This is a genomic window from Paenibacillus sp. FSL R7-0345, from assembly GCF_038595055.1.
Classification (GTDB): Bacteria; Bacillota; Bacilli; order Paenibacillales; family Paenibacillaceae; genus Paenibacillus_AQ.
This window is the reverse complement of the sequence record NZ_CP152002.1, coordinates 2,372,456-2,395,349: the sequence shown is the minus strand read 5'-3', so window position 1 is coordinate 2,395,349 and position 22,894 is coordinate 2,372,456. Positions and strand designations below refer to the sequence as shown.

General features: G+C 49.8%; 20 protein-coding genes. 3 read left to right on the top strand and 17 right to left on the bottom strand.

All coding sequences use genetic code 11. The annotated features are described in order from the left end of the window. Window positions 1-333 precede the first annotated feature (333 nt). The 10 genes from NST84_RS09985 to NST84_RS09940 form a co-directional block, all read right to left on the bottom strand. The gene (locus NST84_RS09985; RefSeq protein ID WP_342565430.1) at window positions 334-1,410 is read right to left on the bottom strand and encodes a two-component system response regulator; all 1,077 of its coding nucleotides are present in this window, start codon (window positions 1,408-1,410) and stop codon (window positions 334-336) included. 3 nt (window positions 1,411-1,413) lie between these two features. Then, window positions 1,414-5,214: a PAS domain S-box protein gene (locus tag NST84_RS09980; protein WP_342565429.1), complete on the bottom strand. Its 3,801-nt coding sequence runs from the start codon at window positions 5,212-5,214 to the stop codon at window positions 1,414-1,416. A gap of 477 nt (window positions 5,215-5,691) precedes the next feature. Continuing rightward, window positions 5,692-5,955, bottom strand: coding sequence for a hypothetical protein (locus NST84_RS09975; RefSeq protein WP_342565428.1), 264 nt, complete (start codon window positions 5,953-5,955; stop codon window positions 5,692-5,694). A 64-nt stretch (window positions 5,956-6,019) separates the two neighbouring features. Beyond that, a complete protein-coding gene (locus NST84_RS09970) occupies window positions 6,020-6,601 on the bottom strand; it encodes a GNAT family protein (protein WP_342565427.1) in 582 nt (193 codons plus the stop codon). Between the two features lie 67 nt (window positions 6,602-6,668). After that, window positions 6,669-7,589 carry a YafY family protein gene (locus tag NST84_RS09965; protein ID WP_342565426.1) on the bottom strand — a complete coding sequence of 307 codons (921 nt, stop codon included), beginning with the start codon at window positions 7,587-7,589 and terminating at the stop codon, window positions 6,669-6,671. Window position 7,590: 1 nt separating this feature from the next. Beyond that, window positions 7,591-8,208: a GNAT family N-acetyltransferase gene (locus NST84_RS09960; RefSeq protein ID WP_342565425.1), complete on the bottom strand. Its 618-nt coding sequence runs from the start codon at window positions 8,206-8,208 to the stop codon at window positions 7,591-7,593. A 363-nt stretch (window positions 8,209-8,571) separates the two neighbouring features. After that, the gene (locus NST84_RS09955; protein WP_342565424.1) at window positions 8,572-10,407 is read right to left on the bottom strand and encodes a UbiD family decarboxylase; all 1,836 of its coding nucleotides are present in this window, start codon (window positions 10,405-10,407) and stop codon (window positions 8,572-8,574) included. A 148-nt stretch (window positions 10,408-10,555) separates the two neighbouring features. Next, complete coding sequence (locus NST84_RS09950) at window positions 10,556-11,977, bottom strand: NAD(P)/FAD-dependent oxidoreductase (protein WP_342566389.1); 1,422 nt, start codon at window positions 11,975-11,977, stop codon at window positions 10,556-10,558. A gap of 173 nt (window positions 11,978-12,150) precedes the next feature. Then, window positions 12,151-13,119, bottom strand: coding sequence for a hypothetical protein (locus NST84_RS09945; protein WP_342565423.1), 969 nt, complete (start codon window positions 13,117-13,119; stop codon window positions 12,151-12,153). Window positions 13,120-13,240: 121 nt separating this feature from the next. Continuing rightward, window positions 13,241-13,588: a hypothetical protein gene (locus NST84_RS09940; protein ID WP_342565422.1), complete on the bottom strand. Its 348-nt coding sequence runs from the start codon at window positions 13,586-13,588 to the stop codon at window positions 13,241-13,243. A 199-nt stretch (window positions 13,589-13,787) separates the two neighbouring features. Between NST84_RS09940 and NST84_RS09935 the strand changes: the two genes are divergently transcribed. Beyond that, window positions 13,788-15,056 carry a S8 family peptidase gene (locus NST84_RS09935; RefSeq protein WP_342565421.1) on the top strand — a complete coding sequence of 423 codons (1,269 nt, stop codon included), beginning with the start codon at window positions 13,788-13,790 and terminating at the stop codon, window positions 15,054-15,056. A 65-nt stretch (window positions 15,057-15,121) separates the two neighbouring features. Here NST84_RS09935 and NST84_RS09930 read toward each other — a convergent pair whose 3' ends face one another. Both NST84_RS09930 and NST84_RS09925 read right to left on the bottom strand, forming a co-directional pair. Continuing rightward, window positions 15,122-15,763: a hypothetical protein gene (locus NST84_RS09930; RefSeq protein ID WP_342565420.1), complete on the bottom strand. Its 642-nt coding sequence runs from the start codon at window positions 15,761-15,763 to the stop codon at window positions 15,122-15,124. Between the two features lie 102 nt (window positions 15,764-15,865). Next, a complete protein-coding gene (locus NST84_RS09925) occupies window positions 15,866-16,684 on the bottom strand; it encodes an alpha/beta hydrolase (protein WP_342565419.1) in 819 nt (272 codons plus the stop codon). A 276-nt stretch (window positions 16,685-16,960) separates the two neighbouring features. Between NST84_RS09925 and NST84_RS09920 the strand changes: the two genes are divergently transcribed. Further along, the gene (locus NST84_RS09920; RefSeq protein WP_342565418.1) at window positions 16,961-18,130 is read left to right on the top strand and encodes a copper amine oxidase N-terminal domain-containing protein; all 1,170 of its coding nucleotides are present in this window, start codon (window positions 16,961-16,963) and stop codon (window positions 18,128-18,130) included. A gap of 28 nt (window positions 18,131-18,158) precedes the next feature. Continuing rightward, the gene (locus NST84_RS09915; RefSeq protein ID WP_342566388.1) at window positions 18,159-18,506 is read left to right on the top strand and encodes a pentapeptide repeat-containing protein; all 348 of its coding nucleotides are present in this window, start codon (window positions 18,159-18,161) and stop codon (window positions 18,504-18,506) included. Between the two features lie 63 nt (window positions 18,507-18,569). Here NST84_RS09915 and NST84_RS09910 read toward each other — a convergent pair whose 3' ends face one another. From NST84_RS09910 to tnpA, 5 genes are all read right to left on the bottom strand, one after another. Continuing rightward, the gene (locus tag NST84_RS09910; protein WP_342565417.1) at window positions 18,570-19,355 is read right to left on the bottom strand and encodes a nucleotidyltransferase domain-containing protein; all 786 of its coding nucleotides are present in this window, start codon (window positions 19,353-19,355) and stop codon (window positions 18,570-18,572) included. Between the two features lie 124 nt (window positions 19,356-19,479). Continuing rightward, window positions 19,480-20,820 (bottom strand): amidase, encoded by a 1,341-nt coding sequence (locus tag NST84_RS09905; RefSeq protein WP_342565416.1) that lies wholly within the window; start codon window positions 20,818-20,820, stop codon window positions 19,480-19,482. Window positions 20,821-20,873: 53 nt separating this feature from the next. Then, complete coding sequence (locus tag NST84_RS09900; RefSeq protein ID WP_342565415.1) at window positions 20,874-21,020, bottom strand: GNAT family N-acetyltransferase; 147 nt, start codon at window positions 21,018-21,020, stop codon at window positions 20,874-20,876. A 223-nt stretch (window positions 21,021-21,243) separates the two neighbouring features. Then, entirely contained in the window at window positions 21,244-22,317 is a 1,074-nt protein-coding gene (gene tnpB, locus NST84_RS09895; RefSeq protein ID WP_342565414.1) for an IS200/IS605 family element RNA-guided endonuclease TnpB, read from the bottom strand. A gap of 9 nt (window positions 22,318-22,326) precedes the next feature. Further along, window positions 22,327-22,725: an IS200/IS605 family transposase gene (gene tnpA, locus NST84_RS09890; protein WP_342563054.1), complete on the bottom strand. Its 399-nt coding sequence runs from the start codon at window positions 22,723-22,725 to the stop codon at window positions 22,327-22,329. Window positions 22,726-22,894 lie beyond the last annotated feature (169 nt).

Here is a 22,894-nt window from a genome sequence, read left to right as displayed (position 1 = left end):
GCCCCCATCTACCGCTTTGCTGTAAGTAAACAACAAAGCCCGCCCAGCCTCCTGCAATAGAAGGTTGGACGGACTCATTTAGCACTCTAGGTAGTATTTACTCTATAAGCTTTAGAATCTATCTGCTTTTAGTTCTATCTGCTTTTAGTTCTATCTGCTTTTGGTTCTATCAGCTTTTGGTTCTATCAGCAAACGACCTGCCAGCGTGCACAATTCTTCATTACTAGTATGACACTCCGCTCTACAAGCGGGAATCTTAACTCCCCTGCTGATAGCACCAGCTTTTCACCTGCTATCGGCACCTGATAGTAGCACAAGTCCAGTCCGCTAACCCTAGTACTGTTCAGAAATCTCCTGAAACTTTTGGCAGCATTTCACAAAAATCTCCACAATATCGGGGTCGAAATGCCGGCCGGCATCCCCGACAATAATTTCGACTGCCTGTTCATGGCACATCGCCTCCTTATACACACGCTTGCTGGTCAGCGCATCGTATACATCGGCAACGGCCATGAGCCTCGCCGACAACGGAATCTGCTCTCCGGCCAGTCCTTGCGGGTAACCGGTACCGTTCCATTTTTCATGATGGGAATAGACGATTTCCTTGGCAAACCGCAGAAACGTTTCGGTGCTGTCCATCAGCCGCTCGGCACGCAGCACAGCATCCCTGCCCTGGGTCGTGTGCGTCTTCATCACTTCAAACTCTTCGTCCGTCAGCTTGCCCGGCTTCAGGAGAATATGGTCAGGGATACCCACCTTGCCGATGTCATGCAGCGGTGCCGAGGTAACAATCAGGCTGATATGCTCGGGACTAAGGATGTCCGCATATTTTTCCGTCCGGCTCAGCTGGGTGGCCAGCTCCTTGATATACAGCTTGGTTCTTTGAATATGATTGCCTGTCTCCGGATCACGCATTTCCGCCAGCGCTGCCATCGCCATAACCGAGACCTCCTGAATCAGCGATATTTCCTGCATGCGCCGGGAGATTTCCGCTTCGAGATACTGATTTTTATCGGCAAGAAAATCATTAGAGCGTTTCAGGGTCAGATGTGTCTTCACACGTGAAAGAAGAACCGGTGCGCTGATCGGCTTGGTAATATAATCAACCGCACCGGAATCGAAGCCTTTGTTCTCATCCTCCACTTCTTCCTTCGCCGTCAAAAAAATCACCGGTATATCTCTCAGCACCTCGTCCAGCTTCAGCCTGCGGCAGGTTTCATATCCGTCCATGCCCGGCATCATAATATCCAGCAGAATCAGATCAGGGGGAGCAGCCCCGGCAATCTGCAGCGCCTTTTCGCCGTTCGTTGCCACCTTTACCTTGTAACTCTCTTTCAACAGGCCACTGAGCAGTGCGATATTGTCCGGCGTGTCGTCAACGGCTAAAATAACAGGTCTTGTGTCCAGCATTGTTTACATCAACCTCTGTTCATAATGACTTTCAAGGATTGTCTGCCGGGTAATCTCAACAGCTTCCTCGTATTCAAACCGGCCGATGCTTCGCTCCAGCCGGTTAACCGTATCGGGCTGCATCAGACCGGTGACCGAACCTCTTATAGCGGTATAATAATCAACGGCTTCGCTGTCATTGTCCAGCAGCAGCCCCAGCAGACGCTGAAGCAGCTGCACAGGCGGGTCTGCCAGCTGTGCGCTCTCCACTGCCGGCACTGCAGAACGCGTTTGGCTGCCCAGCTGCCTGCGTATTTCTTCAGAGCTGTCCTGCACCGCCGATTCGAGTCTGTGCAGCAGCACCTCCAGTACTTCCGGCTCCGCAGCCCTTGTGATCATTTTACCCAACGTACCGGCAAGGCTTTGTACCTGAGTAACCCCGATATTGCCCGAGAGCCCCTTAAGGTTATGGGCAAGCATTTCCACTGCCGCAGCCTCTTCTTTCCAGAGCGCCTGGCGCAGATTTTGAACAGCTTCACGCTGACTGTCCGCATATTTCAGCAGCAGGCTGATATATAATGTCCGGTTCTGCCCCACCCGGTTCAGGCCGCCGGCAGTATCAATTCCGCTAAGCCGCAGGATTGACAGAGCATCTGTCTCTGTATCTACCTCTGTATCTTTATCTTTATCTTTATCTGTATCTGTATCTACACCTGTAACTATATCTGCGCCCGCACCGGCACCCGGGCCAGCCGCAATAACCTCACTCTCTGCATCACGCCTGGCCGTCCCGTCAGCAGCCCATCTGCCGATCGTGGTGAGCAGCATATCCGGATCAACCGGCTTGGCGACATGCCCGTTCATGCCTGACGCAAAGCTGCGCTCCCGCTCCTCCTGCATTGTCCGGGCTGTCATGGCGATCACCGGCAGCCCCGGTGCCAGCTCACGGATTCTCGCAGCCGCTTCAAAGCCGTCCATCTCCGGCATTTGCAGATCCATCAGCACAATGCCGTAAGGCCGGTCTGCAGGCATCGCCTCCACCATCCGCACCGCTTCGGCTCCGTTGACGGCCAGATCCGGCAGCAGGCCCTGGCTGATCAGCAGCTCGGCGGCAATCTGCCGGTTGATCTCATTGTCCTCCGCAACAAGCACCCGGATTCCTGTGAGCTTATAATCCTTTTCATGGACGGGGGAAACCGTTTCCGGGAGCATCACGGCCGGCAATTCCTCATGCTGCACAAGGTCGAACCAGGCGGTAAAAGCAAAGGTACTGCCCTTGCCCTCCTCACTGTCAACCCACAGGCTGCCGCCCATAATCCCTACCAGCTTGCGGCTGATAGCCAGCCCCAGCCCCGTTCCGCCAAACTTCCGCGTAGTAGAGCTGTCTGCCTGAGTGAAGGCCTGAAACACCTTGCTTTCGGCCTCCTTGCTCATGCCGATACCGGTATCACGCACACTGATCTGCAGCTTAACTCTGCTGTCAATCACGCTATTCAGTTCAACAGCAATTGAAATCTCACCCTCCTCGGTGAATTTAATTGCATTGCTGAGCAGGTTGGTAATAATCTGCCCCAGCCGGAGCGGGTCACCGCTCAGCCGGGCAGGCACATCGGGCAGAATTTCACACCGCAGCTGCAGTCCTTTTTCCCCGGCACTCTGGCTGGACAGATCCAGCGCTCCAGAGATGACCTCCATGAGTGTAAATTTCATGTTTTCCAGCTCCAGTTTGCCGGATTCCACCTTTGAGAATTCTAGAATTTCATTAATAATGCCCAGCAGCGAAGTACCGGCATTATGTATTTTGGAAATATAATCCTGCTGCACAGGATTAAGTGCGGTTTTCAGCGCCAGATAGGCCATTCCGATTATGGCATTCATCGGCGTGCGGATCTCATGACTCATGTTCGCCAAAAATTGTGATTTGGCCGCCGTCGCTTCCTCCGCCAGATTAAGCGCGTACTTCAGCTCCGCTTCCTTCCGTTTGGCTTCGGTGATATCCTCGGATACGCTAAGCAGATACAGGGGCTGTCCCTCCGCGTCCATAATCGGCAGCTTGGTGGTCAGCACATATCTGAGGTTGCAGTGCTCGCCGTCGTCGGGAATGATCTCGATCTCGCTGAAGGTCTGGCCTGTGGCAATTACTCTTTTATCGGCCTCCATCAGCCTGCGGGCAATCTCCTCCGGGAACACCGTCTGCAGATCAAGACCAACCAGCTCATCAGGCGTTATACCCAGGAAATCCGCACTCGCCTGATTGGCCTTAAAGATTTTCAGATGCTGGGCATCCTTCACCGTAATCATTACCGGTATATGGCTGATAATGGCGTCAAGGAAATTCCGGTTATCCAGGATCTCTTTTTCCTTATGCTTCAGGTCACTGATGTCTGTCATAATCCCCAGATAACCGCCGACCGAATGATCAGACAAGCGGAATGCAGACAGGGAATACAGAATATGATGATCCTCTCCTGAAGCAAAGGTTCTGAGAATCTGCCGGACAGAGGATCTGCCTGTTGCCGCCACCTTTGTCATCATCTCACTGAGGTTGCGGTACCCGTCCTCCGGCAGATGCGGCAGCATACTCATCGGAATACCGGCAAGCCTACTGCGCGACACCTGAAAAGCCTGCTCATAAGCGTCATTACAGCCAAGAAAGCATTGCCGGTCATCAATATAAAAAAGCGGATGCGGCAGCGTATCAATTAACTGCGAGGTGAAGTACAGCTGGTCCGACAGCTCTTTTTTCATCCTTTTGTATTCGGAAATATCCTCTTTAATGCCGACGTAATGGGTAACCTCGCCGCTTTCATTTTTGATGGAGGAGATCAGCACCGCTTCCGTGTATTCGTCGCCGTTTTTTTTACGGTTAACAAATTCCCCGTGCCACTTCCCTCCCGCACCCAGTGTTTCATTTAATTCGCTGTAAATCTCACGCCTGGTCTTGTCTGTCTTCAGGACAGATGGTGTTTTGCCGAGGATCTCCTCTTTGGAATATCCGGTTACCTCAGTAAAATAAGGATTGATATATTCAATACGCCTGTCTTTATCAGTAATCAGAATGGACAAGGGCGCCTGCTCAATAACATCCAGATAGAGCCGCAGCTTCTCGTTGTACTCCCTTTCGGTTTCGAGCATTTTTTTGGCGGCAATCGTTTGTTTGGCATACAGGCGGACGATGAAATAAGCCATAATGATGATCGTAAAATACAGAACTACATAAACAGAGAAGCCCTTCAGCAGCACAATCATCACAGGGTAGATTAAAAAGAGGCTCCCGCCCTTCAGCATTCGCGGACTATTCTCCGGCAATGCTGCCGTCTCGGCCTTGCTGGTCTGACGCTTCCCAATCATAATACCGCTGGCCGTAATGCTTGCGATGGAGAGCCTGTACAAGCTGTCTATGTAAGGACTTGCGATCATTCCGCCGTGCAGCGCCTGGATCAGATCAAGTGTCCCGATCAGGGCAATCCCCGAAATCAGGATCATAAAGCCGCTTGTACGCTGGCTGCTGTCCATATAGATCCAGATCAGGATAAGTCCGGACAGCACCAGCAGCGGTACGAGCAGATAAAAGAATACGGCGAACGCCTGCAGGCTGCCCGGCATCCAGCGAAAGGTTTCATCCTGAAAAAAGATAAACCAGACACTGCCCACAATACACTCTGCGGTTGTAATCTGATCCCACAGCACCTGAAGCCTGCTGATCCGCTTCCTGAGCAACATGTAAATCTGCATAATGCCGACCAGAATCGCCATTCTCGCCGGAATGTGAACCATCACTGCCAGCAGCACGCTATACGGGGCTTCCCCAAATGCGATTTCCATGCCTCCGGGAAATAGAGCCATAAAGAGGTTCGCTGCTGACCACAGCAGAAAAGCAGCCTGAATCCAGTGCCGTGATCGGCTTATTTCAGGCCTCCCGCCTCCCCCTCTTTTCCAGTGAGCACAGAAAACCAGCAGCGGTCCGCCTACTATAATGATCATCCACAGTATCTTGCTGTACTGCACCTCTACCCAGATACAGGCCAATATGTAACACGCCAGAGCTGTCCATAACCATAACCTGCTTGTCCTGCCTTTCTCCATCCACCGCTAACCACCTTAATCTCTATTTCTATAATAACTCCTTACAACAGGTACTCTGCCGACTCTTAATAGTGTTGTTTCATTCTACCTCCATATGCTATCTTATTCCTACTACTTTTTTCGACATTCTTCTGCACAAAAATTAGCCCGGCCAAGACTCCACCTGGGAGTTTAGCCGGGCTACTATTAGGGATGGCCGTGAAATTAATGTGGTCGCTACATGCTGGCTTCAGCACCCTCATCCTGGTCTCGCGAAAAGTACCGGTCTGCACAATCCTTGACCAGAAATTCCCGGGAATCTTCATGTAACTTCAATAGCTGGTTTAACACAAAAATCCGCTGGACATTATCCTCTGCATACATGAACAGCTGCTGCTTATAATAATCAATCTGCCGCTGGCTTGCCCCGGAAGGCCGGATGCTTTTTTCATACACATTTAGTAATTGTAAATGCAGCCTATAAACCTCTTCATCATTCATAATGGCATCCCCCTGTAAAAACAGTTCTTAGATGCCATTGTCTCCATCTCTCAATAATTCATACTTATTGATAGAGTTCTTGCTTATATTTTATGTAATAATCCCCGAAAGGCAGCTCTCTGCTTCTCTCCAGCTTATGGTAGCCCAGTCTCTGAAGCACTGCGACCCGGTGCACCGCCTGCGGAACCGCCTTGGTTAACACGCCGCTGAAGGTGAAATGCTGCGGAAACTGCAGCTCTACCAGCTCTATCATTTCAGACAAAACATCAGCCTGCTCATACTCAGAGGCCAGATCCAGTCTCAGAATACCGGCCTCACCCTTTTCATCCCCCTGCACAAGCTTCCTTGTGAAAAATTCGATGGTACCGATTGCCCGCTCTGACTTCCGTTCGACAATACTGAACCGCACATAGGCCCGTGTCTTATATTCTCCCAGCCAGGCTTCGATACAACGCCCCATTTCCTCAAGCGTGGTCATCCTGAAATCGGAATGGCAATTGTCGCTGTTGAACAGAGGATGGGAATCGGGATCACTATAGCATCTAAGCAAATCTGCAGCATCGTCCATCTGGACCAGCCTTAGGCTGAAGCTTCCGGTTTCATATACGGGACAACAGGTATAAGGGTCTGTAATGCCAAGGTTCATGGTTAATCCTCCTTATTGAATGGGAATGAATCCATTATATGCAGGTAAACCGGACAACAGCCTGTCGTCATTCCTCATATTGCTGCACAATCATCCGGGCATGGCTCTGCAGCCGCCGGCGCAGCGTCTCAGGCTCCAGCACGGTACAGGAACCGGCGTTCAGCAGCAGGATTCCGAACCAGCCGCTTTCCGTCTCAGGCACACTGAATTGCAGGATCAGCTCAGAACCGTGTTCTTCAACTACTCTGGCATTCGGAAAAGCTTCTTCCAGCTGAACCCTCCTTCCGGCAGGACAGGCAAGCTTGATGCTGATGCAGGGCCGCACATCCTGATGGGCAGCAAGCAGCTGCTCCGCGTTTCCGTGACTATGAATAAAGGTATGACCGGTATTCCGGATTTCCCTGATCCTCGACAAACGGAACAGCCGGTAATCCTCACGTCCGCAGCAATAGGCAAACAGATACCAGGCATGCCATCTGTATGACAAAAGCAAGGGCTCCACATAACGGCTGGAAACAGACTGCTGCGCATCTGTGTACTGAAACTGGACCGCAGTCCGGCTGCGGATCGCCTCTTCAATAACTTCGACTGAATGTATGGTTCCGCTGCCTTCACGCAGCGTATCCAGCTGCAGCCGGAACGGCTGCTCAGACGAAAGCCCCGCCGGGGACAGGGAGATCATTTTTTCTACTGTTTCCTCTGCCCGCCTGCTGTTATAGCCTGAGACCAGCCCCTTTAACGCGGTCAGAATGTACATGTAATCCTCTGACTGGAGCAGCTGCCTGTTCATTTTGTAGCTGTCCAGTATATAATAGCCGCCGTTTTTGCCCAGTATGGAGCCTACCGGGATGCCCGCCCCGCCAATCGAGTCCATATCACGCTGAATCGTACGCGGAGAAACATCAAATTTCTCAGCCAGGGCACGTGCACTGACCACGTCCCTGTTAAGCAGGTATACCACTATGCCCAGCAGCCTGTTTACCTTCATCTTATTGTACCGGCTCCTCAGCCATACTGAACCACTCACTCCCAAGCATGCCGTATGCAAAGGTATCATGCCATTTGGGTTCACCGTGCTCATCATGCTTAAAATAACCGGTCTCACGGAAGAAGCCTTCTCTCCGCAGCTTCAGCCGTTCAAGCAGCCGCCATGACGGTGCATTATCCGGATTACAACGAGCCGTTACTCGCCGTATCTGCAAATCGGTGAATCCGTAATCCAGCAGCCGCCGGCAGGCTTCCGCCGCATACCCGCAGCCGTGAAACCCGCTGTTAAACACATAACCAAGCTCCCAGGTCCGGAAAGAGACAGGCTGCTGCTGCTGCTGCTGAAAGTAGAGGTTGCCGATCAGCTTGCCCGATTCCTTCAGGCAGACGGCCCAAAACGCCGGATCACCTGAACGCCGCAGCGCCTCAGCCTCACACTGGGCTTCATTATGTACACCGTATGGCTCAAATTTCACAACCTCTTCCCTGGAAAGGTACTCATACAAATCCCTGGCATCCTCAGGCTTAAATCGCCGTAATATAAGCCGCTCTGTCTCCAATACTTCCAATGTATTCACCTCATAACGATAGTTATTGGACGCACCAACACTACCATCCATATTTTTCCTACCCAGTATAAATGAGCTTACGGGTTTCTTCAAATGAACATATGAAGGCGGTAGGCGGTAGGCGGTATGTGGTATGTGGTATGTGATAAGGCTAAAGGACTCAGATGACGCTAATCCGCAGATTTAGAGCATTCGCACAGGCTAACGGACACCAGAGATCTTATTTTGTTGAAAAGCATGCATTCCGTCCGATTTCAGCAGCAATAACGGCAACTGAATCCGTTAGGATTTAAAAACACAGTAAAACCCGCAAATAACAGCAACTCGGTCCGTTAGAATAACATACTGTTCGAAAAAAAAAAAGAGATGCCCGCCCAGCCGTTACCCGGCTGACGTAGCATCTCTATTCCTAAATTACTTGCGGATGCCGCTGAGGCTTCCGCCCTGCGCAAACACCCGTTCAATATTGCGCTGCACATCCGGATCTGGAATGAGCGGCGGCGCCTGATGCGGCTTCACGCGGGCATCGATGATCACGTTGTCGCAAGACCAGTGCTTGTGCACGGTTCTGCTGTTCACACCGTAGATATCATGCGAAGGGTTACTGCGCGTAAAGGTCGCCCACAGGAAATTGTTCAGCTCTTCGCTGATAAAGCCACTGTCATCGCATAGGATGATCATCGGGCACTCCGCAAGCGGGCCCTTAGCTTCGACAGCAGCACTCAAACGTTGCATTTCCAGCTCCGTATCCTCATAGGTGGTGAAGGCCGGGGCCTGCAGGGCCACAATCCCCGGAAGCACCAGCTTGGCTTCACCGAAGCCTTCCACAGATGTCAGAGCCACCGGCACCTCTGTGCACAGGTTTCTTTTCTTATCCCCTACAGCTGCAAAAACAACCTTACTCCCCGTATTGATCCCCGTTCCCGAGTAGTCCAGCGTATCAATCGTCGTATTCGTCTGAAAATGAATGTCCCGGTGCAGATTGATCCGCTCCAGAATGTACATCAGGAAGTCCGGGATATCATGCGTACTCACCGGCCGGTCTTCCTCGGCGGTAATGAACAGATATTTGGCCAGGCTAAGCTGGCCCGTACCCAGCACCCGGTTCGCAATCGTCAGCAGCTCGGCCGGCTGCTTCAGCTGCTGATAAGGCGTATATCGCTCACTGCCGATCGCGAACAGCAGCGGATGAACGCCGGCTGCATCGACGGCATGCACCTCCTTTACCCCCGGCACCTCGTTCTTGATCGCACTGCCAGTCAGCTCATGAATCAGCTCGCCGAAGGCCGTATCCTCCTGCGGAGGCCGTCCGACAACGGTGAAGGGAAAGATTGCGCCTTTTTTGGCATACACCTTATGCACCTTCATCACCGGAAACGGATGGGTCAGACTGTAATAGCCCAGGTGGTCGCCGAACGGTCCTTCCGGCTTCGTATCCCCGGGATGGATCTCGCCCGTAATCACAAAATCCGCATCCGCGCTGACGCAGAAGCCGTCAACATAGCTGTAGCGGAAATGGCGTCCGCCGATCAGGCCGGCAAAGGTCATCTCGCTGAGGCCTTCCGGCAGCGGCATAACAGCAGAGAGTGTATGTGCCGGAGGTCCGCCGATGAAGCAGCTGACCTTGAGCGGCTCGCCCCGCTTGACCGCATGGCTCTGGTGGATGCCGATGCCGCGGTGGATCTGGTAATGGACTCCGACCTCTTTGTTAATCTCATAATCATTGCCGCTGAGCTGGATCCGGTACATCCCGAGATTGGAATTCATGATCCCCGGCTTGTCCGGGTCCTCCGAATAGACCTGCGGCAGCGTTACAAAAGCTCCGCCGTCTCCCTGCCAGTGCTTAATCTGCGGCAGATCGGAGATTTGAATCTCCTCGAAGCCTGACGGCAGTCCGCCGGGCAGCTTGAGCGGAAGCGCCTTTCGGGCAGCCAGCCCTGTGCCGACATATTTGAACGGCGCCTTCAGCGCCTTCATGGGATCATCCCGCAAAGCTATAACCTCCTGGGAAGATTCCCATGTATCCCGGAAAATAAACTTGCTCCGCTCGATCGTCCCGAACAGGTTGGACACAGCTCGGTATTTGGAGCCTTTTACCTTTTCGAATAATAATGCGGGTCCGCCTGCCTCATACACCTTCATATGAATGGCTGCCATCTCAAGATGGGGATCGACTTCCTCGGTGATCCGGATCAGATGCCCGTGCTTTTCCAGGTCAGTAATGCATTCTTCCAAATTGCGGTATGTCATTGGTCTTACTCCAATCTGCAGAAGAAATATGAACCTCTTTATTATCAATGAGCGGGGAGCCGAGGTCAAACCCCTGACGACCTGCAGCCGCAAAAAAAGACCCGCCCGAATCATTACTCGGACAGGCTTCACTTTATAAATGAAGTGATCAGACCTTGGCAGGCTGCCACTCCCCGGTAAACTCAACGTCACCATAATGGTAAAAAGAGTGCAGAACCGCTTCCCGGTCATCCGTAAACAGCTGATCCGCTACACCGCCTACCAGCTTCGGAATCGCGTTCCTCATCCCTGAGATTGCCGAGGCTGACAAGCCGTTACTGGCCAGCGCGGAATAATTGAAAACGAACAATCCATGCAGCAGACCCTCGCCTGCCTCATCACGGCTTTGCAGCGCAAAGCCCGGGCTGAGATAAGGGTGCGCGTCAAGCAGCGGATTGGCCGTATCCGGCGGAGCCTGATAGCGGTCGTTCCAGCGCGCAATATGGCGCTCGACCAGCCGCAGCTCCGGGCGCAATGCGGGGTCGCTGAGCAATCCTGTGCTTACGATCAGGAAGTCAAAGGTGTGCTCACCTTTAGGCGTGGTGACCACGGCCTGATCGCCTGCCGCTTCCACCCTTAGCCAAGGGGAGCCGAGGTGGAGCCGGAATCCCGGCCATCCCGCCGCGCGGGCAAAGGTGTCGTTCGTCGGGGGCTGATTGAATTTGAAGAAATGCGAGATGACCCCGTATTTGTCCTCATCGGCCAGCGTATGGAACCTTTCGATCATCCCCGACAGCTCCATCTGGCGGATCGGATTCACATTCGGCAGCTGTTCGCGGCGGACGAACACATGAGCCTCTGCAGCTCCTTCCGACAGTGCATAGTTGGCGTTGTCAAAGGCCGATGCACCTCCACCGAGAATGGCGATCCTCCGGCCGGCCAGGGCAGCAAAATCAATAGCTTGAGATGTATGTGCATACAGGTGCTCCGGCAGACCTGCTGCAATCATCGGCGGCACATGCCATTCGCCCCCGCCTTGGATGCCTGTCGCCAGCACCACCTTACGCGCGAGAAGCCGGCTTGACGGAGCGCCTGCTCCGTCAATGTGCAGCCGGTGCACGCCGTCCCCGCCGGGCTCGATCAGCTTCAGCGTCACTTCATTGATGACCGGCAGGCTAAGTACCCGGCGGTACCAGCGCAGGTAGTTCATCCAGTCACCGCGCGGGATTTTATCAACGGCTTCCCAGCTCCCGGGGCCGTTCTCAGCCTCCCACCAGGCGCGGAAGGTCAGCGACGGTATGCCGAGATCAATGGATGTCAGGTGCTTGGGAGTGCGCAGCGTAACCATCCGGGCATAGGTCTCCCACGGCCCTTCACGCCCCTCCTTGTTCTCATCGATAACAAGAATATTGGAAATCCGCTCCCGCAGCAGTCCAAAAGCTGCTCCAAGCCCGCTCTGCCCGCCGCCGACAATGACAACATCATACACATGCCCTTCGGGATGCTCCAAGGGACGTACCCAGTCCGCTCCGCCGTAGGCCAGATAGGAAAGATCGGTTTTCACTCGCTCATTCAAAGCTTCCAGGCTCATCATTCCTCAGACCTTTCGCCGGCATATTATCAGGAGCTCCCAGCTTTGCAGGCTGCTCCCATGCTCTTCAGTAATCTTATTGGCCATATTATATCTGCTGCGGGCTGGCTTTTAAATATATATGTCAGGTTAATTGTCATTATAGCCAAAAAACAAGTAAATGATTGTACATTTCAACCAAATTTCAGTGCCTGGTTAACCTCATCCATCATCCTCTGTAAAGTATCCTCATCAAAAAACAAGCTTATCCCTTCCAGACACTCCGCTGTCCCGGGTTCAAAATCCGCAAAATCAGTATTTTCTCCAAGAGAGTACAGCTTAGCGTCTGCAAAGCTCTCCCACTTCGTAATCACCGGCTGCACCAGCAGGTTCACCACATAGACCAGCCCGTGGCCGACATTCAGGTACAGATAATGATTCACCCTTCTTGGCGGCTGCGGCTGTGCTGACGGCAGATACAGCTTATGGACAGGCTCTTTCGCCGCTATGTTCAGCAGAATAACTTCATTACTGTACTCATCCACAGACAAGGTCAGATTCGGGGCAAACCCGGCAACAAAACGCAGCGCCGCTGAATGTCTTAAGGAATCGTCAAACGGCCAGCCGAGCGGCATTATTCCGAATTCAACAGCTTCACCGCCGAAATAGGCCTGCTGCAGCAGGGCTTGAACTTTTTTTACCTCTGCATCCTCATATGGTTCAAGCTCTGTAGGATCGACAGTGTAATGCACCAGCCTGCGCTTTTGGCCGGAATACCAGTGCTCACTGTCGTTATGGCGATACAAATCCTTCATGATAAGTAGAATGCCAGTCTCCGTTTCATGGAACAGCTTGACCGATCCGGGCTTCAGCTGATTCATATGTACAGATTCAATCCGCCCCTTGCGTTCAAGCTGTCTCACCACACCGAAATGCGGAGCCACCTGCTGCTGCAGCTGTTCAGCCGGTACAGGAACCGTAATATTGAAATCCATATCAAGCAGTACACTTCCCGCTATAAAATATTGCGCCAGCGCGGTCATCCCTGACGGAGTATCTACCGTGACTGTATGCATAAAAAACCGGGAGCGGTCTCCAAAATTCATGTGCTCCTGCCTGCTGCAATATTCCAGTAAGCTGTAGTCCTGTATCCATTCAAACAAAGCGTCAGCCTCCTCTTATGAATTGGAACTCTATTAAATCAATATATCCCCTATAATATCCTATTCAGGATGATTATAGGGGATATAGAAGTGTCTATTCTACTTCAGGCTTACAGGACTATTAGAACCGGGCCACAAAGAACTCACGGTTAGCGGAAACACTTTTGGTTGTCAAAAGGTTGCCTGCCTCATCTCTAATCCGCAGCACATAAGACACTGTTGTCAGAGTAGAGATCGTCGGAAATTGAGCTACTCCGAAATCGTCGAAATCTGTAGTGGTTGTAACTGCGCCGCTTGTCAGAGAGGCTGTCCAGCCGGTAGTATCCTTATTAACATTGCCTGTGCTTGTTGCCAGAACCACAAAGCGGCTAAAGGTTTGTTTGATTCTGCGTTTTCTTTTCACAACCTTCTTTGCATTAAACTTGCGGGCCATCAGTGCTTTCTTTGCCAGTAATGCTTTTTTTGCCAATAATGCTTTCTTATCAGCTTCTCTCACTTTGCTTCACCACTTTCTTTTAAGATAGTCTATTAAATGCAATTCCTGCGCATTCTGAAGCGGTGCTTACCTACTCTTGCAATAAATGTGATATCGTCACAGTTTCATAGATATGTATCCCCTGGGCGGCTCTTTGCATAGGATGTGCTATTGGAGAGGTGAAACGACAGCCATGAGTGAATTAGGGTGGATACGGCATCATGCCGCCAAAATTAACAAGCCGTTAAAACGCAGACTACACCAGCATTCCAGAAGCTCAGATAGAACACGCAAACCGGTTCCGGTCATTGTTCAGTTCAAGCACAAGCTGACCCCTGCCCGTATGGAAGCCCTGCGGAAGCATTTAGGGGAGCATCCCTTTCCTGTAAAGCACCAGCTCAACCTGTTGAATGCCGTATCGGCACAGGTTTCCGTGAAATGTCTGGAGCGGATCTGCAGCTGCGGGGAAGTCGGCAAAGTGTATCTGGACGGTGTAAAAAAAGCTTCGCTGAACATCGCAACGCCTTCAATCGGATCAGCGGCCCTTCAGCAGACACGCGGTGTTACCGGAAAAGGGGTCCATATCGCCATTATTGATACAGGTGTGTATCCTCATCCTGACCTGACCCGGCCGGTCAACCGGATTATCGCTTTTAAAGATTTCATCAATCACCGAAAAAAGCCATACGATGATAACGGTCACGGTACACATATCAGCGGCGATGCGGCAGGGAACGGATGGTCAAGCAAGGGGAAATACAAGGGGCCTGCCCCGAAAGCAGGTATAGTAGGAGTGAAGGTATTAGACCAATACGGCGAAGGCTTCGACTCTACCATCATAAAAGGGATAGAATGGTGCATCGCCAACAGAAAGCGGCTTAAGCTGCGTATCCTGTCCATGTCCTTCGGCGGGCCTGCAGCGGCTTCGCCGGAAGAAGACCTGCTGGTTCAGGCAGCGGAAAAAGCAGTCAAAGCCGGATTAACGGTCGTCATCTCGGCCGGCAACAGCGGTCCGGCTCCCCGCACAATAGATTCGCCGGGAGTCAGCCCCTCGGCGATCACGGTCGGTGCCGTGAATGACCGGCGGACGGTTACCCAGGCAGATGACCGGATTACGTTCTATTCCAGCCGCGGGCCAGCCCCTGGAGGTAAAGTAAAACCTGATATCGTGGCACCAGGGGAAATGGTCATTTCCCTCCTCGCACCCGGTTCCAGGCTGGCGCGCCAGCAGCCCGGGCTGAAGGTGGGCAAATGTTACATCAAGCTGTCCGGTACCTCGATATCTACGCCGATTGTTTCAGGCGCAGCCGCCCAGCTGCTGCAGCTTCGTCCCTGTCTGACCCCGCGCCAGGTTAAGGCTGCATTGAAGCGTAACGCTTTCCCGCTCAAGCTGAAGCCAAACACCGCGGGCAGCGGCGAAGTGAATATGCGGTTTCTGGACTGCCGCAAGAAGCAGAAATAGGCAGCAGGTTACTAGCGCAGAAAGACTTAAAGGCACGGGCGAATGCCCGTGCCTTTAAGTCATCACTATTCCCTTAAGCCTAATGACCCTAATTCTAGAAAGACCTCTTTTACATCACAGCCGGGATTTAAGATAGCGATCATTTCTTCCGTAATGGGGAAACCATCATAAATTTTTGCAACAACATTCAATGGTAGTGATAACTCAAAATAATCCGTTGCAAATGCTGCAAAATCGTCTGGTGTACGGAAGATACATCCCAACAAAAAATCAGAACCATCACTTTCACCTTTTGGAATCTGAACTTTACCTTTGTGCCAGTTAGTATCACTATTTTTACGCCAAATACAAAAAGTCACATCGTCTACTTCAATTGCTTCATTTTTAAGTAGAGATCGTAATTCCTGCGGAACGTCATCATAGATCCCTTCCCATACTTTATGTTCATCTTGCGCATAAGGGCTTAATTCAGATTCATGATCGAAGCCCTTTATTATGGAACCTTCAGGGGAAAACAGAATAATTAAATGATCACCTGCTCCATTATCTATTTTCGCCATACTCACACCTGCATTCCAGTCCTCAACAAAGCTATGGTACCGAAGCCATTCATCCTGACAGAGAATCATATTTAGTGTTGCCTGGATTTTCATTAACCTTTTCAAGTTGACTGGATTTGGTAAACGCTCTAACACATCTGCTTCCATGAATCCTCCTCCTTCTGATTCCTGCAACCTTTAGTTATTAAACTTTGAGTGATTCAGCGTTGATGTACATTCATTTAATACTGAGTTATATCATTTTTAAAATTAAAATCCAGACTCTGCTACTCTTTCAAGCCATTCATACATAAGAGACTCAAATAATTGAGCCTGTTCAATCTGCAGATTATGGCCTGCCCGATCTAGAACGGCAAAGGTTGCTCTAGGATAATTGTCTAAAATGCTAAAAGCATCTTTGTAACCAACGACTGCATCTTGCCGCCCGAGAGTAAATAATGTTGGTTTATTAAAAACCAGTCCATCTATATTGGCCGAAAATCCATAGTTTCTTTGAAGCTTGCTAAGAAAATCGTAGTCAGCGATCTTACAGCCTGCAACGATCTCTTCTGAATACCTTTTCCAATTATATTCATTAAGAACGACTTGATTTGCGCTAAAATCATTTATTTGCTCCTCACTTAAGGTGTCCAGAAATTCGCGATCATAATGAACAACCAAATGCCCGGGAACTACTCTTCTTTTGTGTTCAGGAATAATCATTGGACAAATGAGTGCAGCACCACCAATACGATCTTTATGTTTATTAATAACTCCTCTTGTAATATATCCACCGTATGATTCGCCTGCTATGAGATAATCTTGGTTTGGGACAAGCGTTTCAATAAATTGAATAACCGCCTCCAGCATATCATCTGAATTACCTATCCGATCGTAATCCTTTGTTTGCCCCATTCCAGGCAGGTCAAGATAAATACGGCGCCAACCGGGGATCTTTTCAAATATCGGTTCCATACATCCACTCATTAGGCGATGGTCTGGTGAAAAACCATGGATCATAATAATCGGTTTGCCTGTACCCATTTCCTCGTAATATATATTGGCGTTCTCAACTTGACAATATGGCATAGGAACTCCTCCAATTAAGCTATTTATAATTTACTTGTAAAAAAAGAACAATCTTCACTAATCGGCAAGGCGTTCTCTGTTTCCGTTATGTTGTGATTATAATCCTTATACCTCTCTTATGTAAAGAACGTACGTTCCCCAGGTCATGGAAGTGACTTGTATATTTTTTCTATTTCTTATAACAAAAAAGGAAACATTCTCCTCTCTACTTCGTCTAATCTTTTAAATCGCATATCTGTTAATGATCCTATTTATTCTGAAAGGACGGTAACCTCTATGATCAGAAAACTGCTGCTCTTGTCCACTGTCGGGCTTATGCTCTTATCAGGCTCTGCACCTGGCGCCGCATCTGCTAAATCAAGCACTGAGGAAGTCAGATATTATGTGACTTATAGCAGTGACAGCGGCATATCAGGAAGCTCATTAGGTACGGCTATCATTAAGAACGGGGTATCCTATCTGCCTGCTAATATCGTTAATAGTCTCGGAATCGAAATGACTTGGGACAAGACCCGCACACGCGCTTCATTCAGCGGCTGGGAGAAAAGCTTTGCTGTGCGGCTAGGCAGCACACATGGCGTACTGGATAACGTCAGTATGGACATCGGCGGTACTCCCTTCCTTGTCCAGGACGTACTGTATCTGCCTGCCAAGTTCCTGGTTAAGGCACTGGAAGGCGGCAGCGTCCGCTGGGATGCCAAAACCCGCAGCCTGCTGGCCAACGGTCTCCATATGTACCGGGGTTACTCAGAAACCTACAAAGGAACACGTTACTCCGTCTCGCTTGATACCGGTGACCTGTACATCTCAACCGGCAAAGATAGTAAACGTAAGCTCGCCCATCTGGGCAGGGGGCTGGATGTTGTGGATTTCACCTTCGAGAATACACCAGGCGGATTGACTGTATTGCAGGTCAGAAACTCTTACGGTGAACCGCATCTCTATGCGGAGTACTATACCTATCTGCTTAAAAACGGGGCACTTCTTCGTCAGGCACATACTGATTTTCATACCACCTTTGACGAGCCGGCTCTCTGGTCCGAGGGCAGACTGCTGCTGAATGACGGGCAGACCCTGCGTCTGATCGAGGACGGTACCGGTGCTGTAAAAGAAACCATCGACCTGCCTAAATTAATGGGGACCAGCGTAACGCGGGATGTTTATTACAATGTGGAGGCTTTTTATCCTGATGTTGCTCTGATCCGGCCGGGTGATACTGCCTTTTTGACTGCTGTTGACCGTTCCACCGGTACCCAGACGCTCTTATATGAGCAATTACCTGCAGCCGACAGCAAATGGATATTGGATCAGTGGGACTCCATGTTCCCCGGTGATGATCTGCGGTTTGAAGGCCGCAACGGCAATGAGCTAACCATACGCGCTTACAACTTAGGGCCTGAGAATAAGAATATACAATTTATCTATACCCTGCCTGCACCGCAATAATTAAAAGATCTGGAGTGTACCACAATGAATATACGCAGAGCAACAGCAGTCCGGGATACTGGCTTTTCTGGAAGCGGAGTTTGAGAACTGCCTGATGAGCGGGGCGGATTTTTACAATATGAACCTGGAGCAGGCCAGCTTCAGCAACACTAATTTATCCGGCAGCTTATTTACTGACAGCAATATGAGCGGTTCCAGATTCACCAACCTGAATCTTACCCATTCACTCCTCGGCGATCTGAGATTAACAGGAAGCCGGATGATCGGCTGCGACCTTTCAGGTGTGGATATCAAGCACTGCAACACAGAAGGTCTGACCATCGATGGAATTCCATTGCAGGAACTGCTGGCTGCTTATAATAAGATGAATGCCTAGATTTAGAAGCAGCAAAAAAAAGCCGCTGAACACAGAACGTGTCCGGCGGCTGCTTTATTTTAATTAAATATCAAGAACTGGCACCATGCCGTCTACCCAGTTCAGCTGGCTGTCCAGCATAAATCTCACAGTCCAATGCTCGTTAGATGTATACCAGTTATGAAATCCAGTAACACTCTCATACAAGCGCTCGATGGAGTCCGGGGTCTTAAGCGTAGCAACAGCCTCCAGCAGCTCCATGAAATTGTCTGGCTTAGCCTCTGACAGCTCCAGCTCCTTGAGCAGCCATTTGTAGGAGGGGAACAGCCTGTTATTATAGGCTAAGATCAGCCGTCCGGCGAACATGGCATAGTTGGTACGGGAATAATCCATCAGCAGCTGGTTATCTCTTTTTAAGCCTTCGTAAAAATACCATTTCCACGTCTCGAGCTGAGCGTAGAACTTCTGCATATTCTCTTCTTTGTTCTCTGCAGGATAGCAGGAAGCTGCCCGGATCAGCTCTTCAAGTCCGTTGATTCTGGAATAGGCAACAAAGGCATCTTTAAACGCATATTTGGCAGGTTCGCTTCCGGCTTCCGCAACCTTTCTGATATAGTCTGCCGACAAGCATTTACCATCTACGTAACCGCCTTCATACGGTGTGGATTCTGTTTCAAAATAACCGATCTCTCCGGTCCTCAATGCCTGCTGGTAGTCTTCCTCAGAAAGTACAATCATGATGTCAATATCCGAGGTTTCACTTGCATATCCGTGCGCGACGGAGCCGCCAATAATGACGCCGAGCACTTCTTCTCTGGCCTGCAGCTTACTGCTGATGGCTTCAATTGCCTTTTGATGGTGAGGATACACCTTCTGCCCCTCCTATGCTATGTTCTATTAGTTAACGAATATATTAATTAAGTAATGAATAAAATAACTAATAAAATAATAGCACATCCTTATATACGCTGAATACCAAAAATTGTATGTCAGATTAATCAATTTTGTCCGGACAAAGCTCCAATGCCACCTGACGTGCCCGGGCCAGCAGCCATTCATCTTCCCCGTAGTTGCCGACACATTGAAAACCGAGCGGAAGCCCGTCTATGCTGGCCGCAGGAATACTGATGGCCGGGCAACCGGCAAATCCCCAGACCGCTGTCATGCCTGGCCAGCCTGTGTTACCCTCCTCCAGTTTGGGCGCAGTCCCGCCCTGTGCCGGTGATACCCACAGATCAATTTTCTCGTGTACCATGAGACTTTTTAAACGCTCCCTTAAATCGAGCTGCAGCAGCCGGTATCCAGCCAGCTCCTCCTCCGGAATGGCCACACCACTAATGATGGCTTCCCTGACACTGGCACCGTAATATTGTTCATATGCTCCGAACAGCTCTGCTTGCTCCCGGGCCAATTCCCCCTGAATAAACCGCAGCATCGCATTCCCGTAAATAAGCTCGTCTTCCCAAGGCATTTGAACATGCTTCACCTGATAACCAGCCTGCTCCAAGGATTGAATCTGCGCTGTAAAAACCGCTTTTACCTCAGTACTCATCAGCTCCATGTATATCCCCTTGGGAATACCAAGCACAGGCTTGCTGCTCACCTGCCGGGCATTCCAGTCCGGAACAAGCAGTTCAGCAGCTGTCTCCATACCGGACAGATCCTGGGTGAAGAAGCCGATCGTGTCAAATGAGGGCGACAGCTTAATCACCCCGTCCAGCGGTACTCTGTTATAGCTTGGCTTAAAACCCACCACTCCGCAAAAAGACGCCGGCGCGAGAACAGACCGTAACGTCTGCGTTCCCAACGCAAGCGGACATAAGCCTGCGGCAACCGCAGCAGCCGAGCCTGCACTGGATCCGCCTGGAGTATGTGCAGGATGATGCGGATTAAGTGTAGCGATCGGCCCGTGATAGGCAAACTCCTCGGTTACCGTCTTTCCGGCAATAACCGCTCCCAGTGAACGCAGCCGGGTAACTATAGATGCCTCCCCGCCGGCCAGTGTCTCAGCAGGCAGCCGGGATCCGGCTTGTGTGGGCAGGCCCGCAGCATGAATCAAATCCTTGATCCCGACCGGGATTCCCCATAAAGCCGGCTTACCGGCAGTTCCGGCGAGAGAAGCCAGCAGGCGCTCCTGTTCCATCTTCAATCGCTGCTCCTGCTGAGATTCGGGCACAAAGGCATGAAGCTGCGGCTCCAGTTCCCTGAATCTTGTCAGATAACTGTAAATCGACTTACGGAGTGAACTCTCGGCCTCTTCAGTGTTAAGTATCAGATCTTTAAGAGAATTGCGGATGAGCTGCATATCATCATCTCCAGGATTCAGTTTGGACATTCTCCTGATATACGCAGCCCGCCAGCAAAAGTTACATTATCTTCCTATTCTTTTCACGAAGCATCTTGCCTGCTCAGCCTCTGGTACCTGCTGTCAATACGTTCAAGCATCGCTGATGCAATCCCTTGTCTGCGGTGGCCGGGGTGCACAGCCGTGACCAGGCTGGTAAAGTTGTCACGGACAAGTCCAATCATTGCCATCCAGGAGTCGAGATCCGGTTACTCTGCTAATCTTACTTTGTAGTTTAAGTTCATTCTATGGTTTCCTTTCTGTTGAACAAGATCCAAATTAAGTGGCGTTTTTACCCGACCCTTCACTGTGAACTACACACCACCTAAGAGGTGGGTGCTTCTTGGTCAATAGAACTACCGCTCTAAGTTTACCCAAGCTCATAGGCTAGTTCCTAGCCCAATCTTTGCAATATTACATTGCTAATTTAAGTAAGTTTTTTGCTGCATTTACATCTCTATCATGTAGTGTAGTGCATACAGGACAAGCCCATTGACGTACACTCAGATTCTTCACCTCTGCATTTTTGTAACCGCAGCATGAACATAGCTGACTGCTTGCAAAGTTTTTTGGAGCAATGATTAACTCTCTACTGTACCATGTCGCTTTGTAGGCGAGCATTTCTCTGAACATACTCCATGAGACTTCGGATATAGCTTTAGCCAACTTGTGATTTTGCATCATGTTCTTTACACGCAAATCTTCCATCACGATCACTTGGTTATCGTTGATCATTTGGGTGGACAGTTTGTGCAAAAAATCTTTACGCTGATTCGCTATTTTTTCATGCAGCTTGGCGACCTTCAACCTGGCTTTATATCGGTTATGACTCCCTTTCTTCTTGCGCGATAAGTCCTTTTGTAATTTGGCTAATCGTTTTTCAGACTTACGCAAGTATTTAGGATTAGGTATGAATTCTCCATGTGAAGTAATCGCAAAGTCTTTCAGTCCAAGATCAACACCCATCTTAGTATCTAATTTGAGCAAGGGGAGGATATCCGTGTCCACCAATAAGGCAGCATAATATTTTCCTGTTGGTGTTTTGGAAATCGTACACGACTTAATAAGACCCGCAAATTGACGGTGCAACTTGATTTTTATTTTAGTTTTCAGTTTTGGAATTTTGATGGTTCCATTTTCAATCGCAATCGTTCCATTTTGATTATTCGTTGTGAAGCTATGGTTATTTGTTTTCTTACTCCTGAATTTAGGGAATCCCACTTTCTTATTGCGGAAGAAGTTCTTATAAGCCTTGTCCAAGTTAAGCTGGGCATTAGCTAAAGCAAGGCTATCTACTTCTTTCAGCCATTCAAAATCCTTTTTGTATTGGGCTGGTGTATTTTTAAGCATGGTTTCCGTCTGCTTGTAATGCTCCATTTTATCTGCAAGCATTCTATTGTAGATGAAGCGAACGCATCCGAATACGTTAGCGAAGTACTGCTCTTGTTCGTGGGTAGGATAGATTCGATATTTGTAAGCTCTTAACACATGCCCACCTCATTTCTGACCTTGTGACTCAATATACTTTCTGATGACATCAATCGGTGCTCCGCCAGTCGTTATTAAGCAGTAGCTTCTTGACCAAAAATATTCTTTCCATAATTGTTTACGAATAATATGGAATTCTTTCTTAATTAGTCGAGAGGAAGCGCTTTTGTAAGCATTCAGAAACTTGGAAATATCGCTATTGGGGTGAGCTTTCATAAGAATGTGAACATGATCCTTATCATGATTCCATTCCTGCAAAGTAATATTGTAATTCATCTGGATAGATTGAAATATCACTTTTAACCGTTCAGATATTTCATCGTCTATTACTTTTCTACGGTACTTTACAACTAGAACAAGGTGATAATTAAGGGAGAATACTGAATGGTTATTTGTGTCCAATTCCACTGATATCACAACCCATTTTTTTATACGACTGAATAGTTTAATTGTAATATTATGGGTTATAGTTGTCAATGAGAAAGACCGCTGACATTCATCCCCACTTAGAGAAGTGGGGGAATTCTGACAGCAAAATGTTAAAAGCTCCTATTCAGTTACTCACAGCTTGGTACAC

Bases quoted from the DNA above. Each gene is read 5' to 3' on its own strand.
- NST84_RS09900 (WP_342565415.1), bottom strand. From the start codon at position 21,020: ATGGCAATGATTGGACTTGTCCGTGACAACTTTACCAGCCTGGTCACG.
- NST84_RS09955 (WP_342565424.1), bottom strand. From the start codon at position 10,407: ATGACATACCGCAATTTGGAAGAATGCATTACTGACCTGGAAAAGCAC.
- NST84_RS09950 (WP_342566389.1), bottom strand. From the start codon at position 11,977: ATGAGCCTGGAAGCTTTGAATGAGCGAGTGAAAACCGATCTTTCCTAT.
- NST84_RS09905 (WP_342565416.1), bottom strand. From the start codon at position 20,820: ATGTCCAAACTGAATCCTGGAGATGATGATATGCAGCTCATCCGCAAT.
- NST84_RS09925 (WP_342565419.1), bottom strand. From the start codon at position 16,684: ATGCCATATTGTCAAGTTGAGAACGCCAATATATATTACGAGGAAATG.
- NST84_RS09985 (WP_342565430.1), bottom strand. From the start codon at position 1,410: ATGCTGGACACAAGACCTGTTATTTTAGCCGTTGACGACACGCCGGAC.
- NST84_RS09975 (WP_342565428.1), bottom strand. From the start codon at position 5,955: ATGAATGATGAAGAGGTTTATAGGCTGCATTTACAATTACTAAATGTG.
- NST84_RS09935 (WP_342565421.1), top strand. From the start codon at position 13,788: ATGAGTGAATTAGGGTGGATACGGCATCATGCCGCCAAAATTAACAAG.
- NST84_RS09930 (WP_342565420.1), bottom strand. From the start codon at position 15,763: ATGGAAGCAGATGTGTTAGAGCGTTTACCAAATCCAGTCAACTTGAAA.
- NST84_RS09920 (WP_342565418.1), top strand. From the start codon at position 16,961: ATGATCAGAAAACTGCTGCTCTTGTCCACTGTCGGGCTTATGCTCTTA.
- NST84_RS09965 (WP_342565426.1), bottom strand. From the start codon at position 7,589: ATGAAGGTAAACAGGCTGCTGGGCATAGTGGTATACCTGCTTAACAGG.
- NST84_RS09980 (WP_342565429.1), bottom strand. From the start codon at position 5,214: ATGGAAATCGCATTTGGGGAAGCCCCGTATAGCGTGCTGCTGGCAGTG.
- NST84_RS09960 (WP_342565425.1), bottom strand. From the start codon at position 8,208: ATGGATGGTAGTGTTGGTGCGTCCAATAACTATCGTTATGAGGTGAAT.
- NST84_RS09970 (WP_342565427.1), bottom strand. From the start codon at position 6,601: ATGAACCTTGGCATTACAGACCCTTATACCTGTTGTCCCGTATATGAA.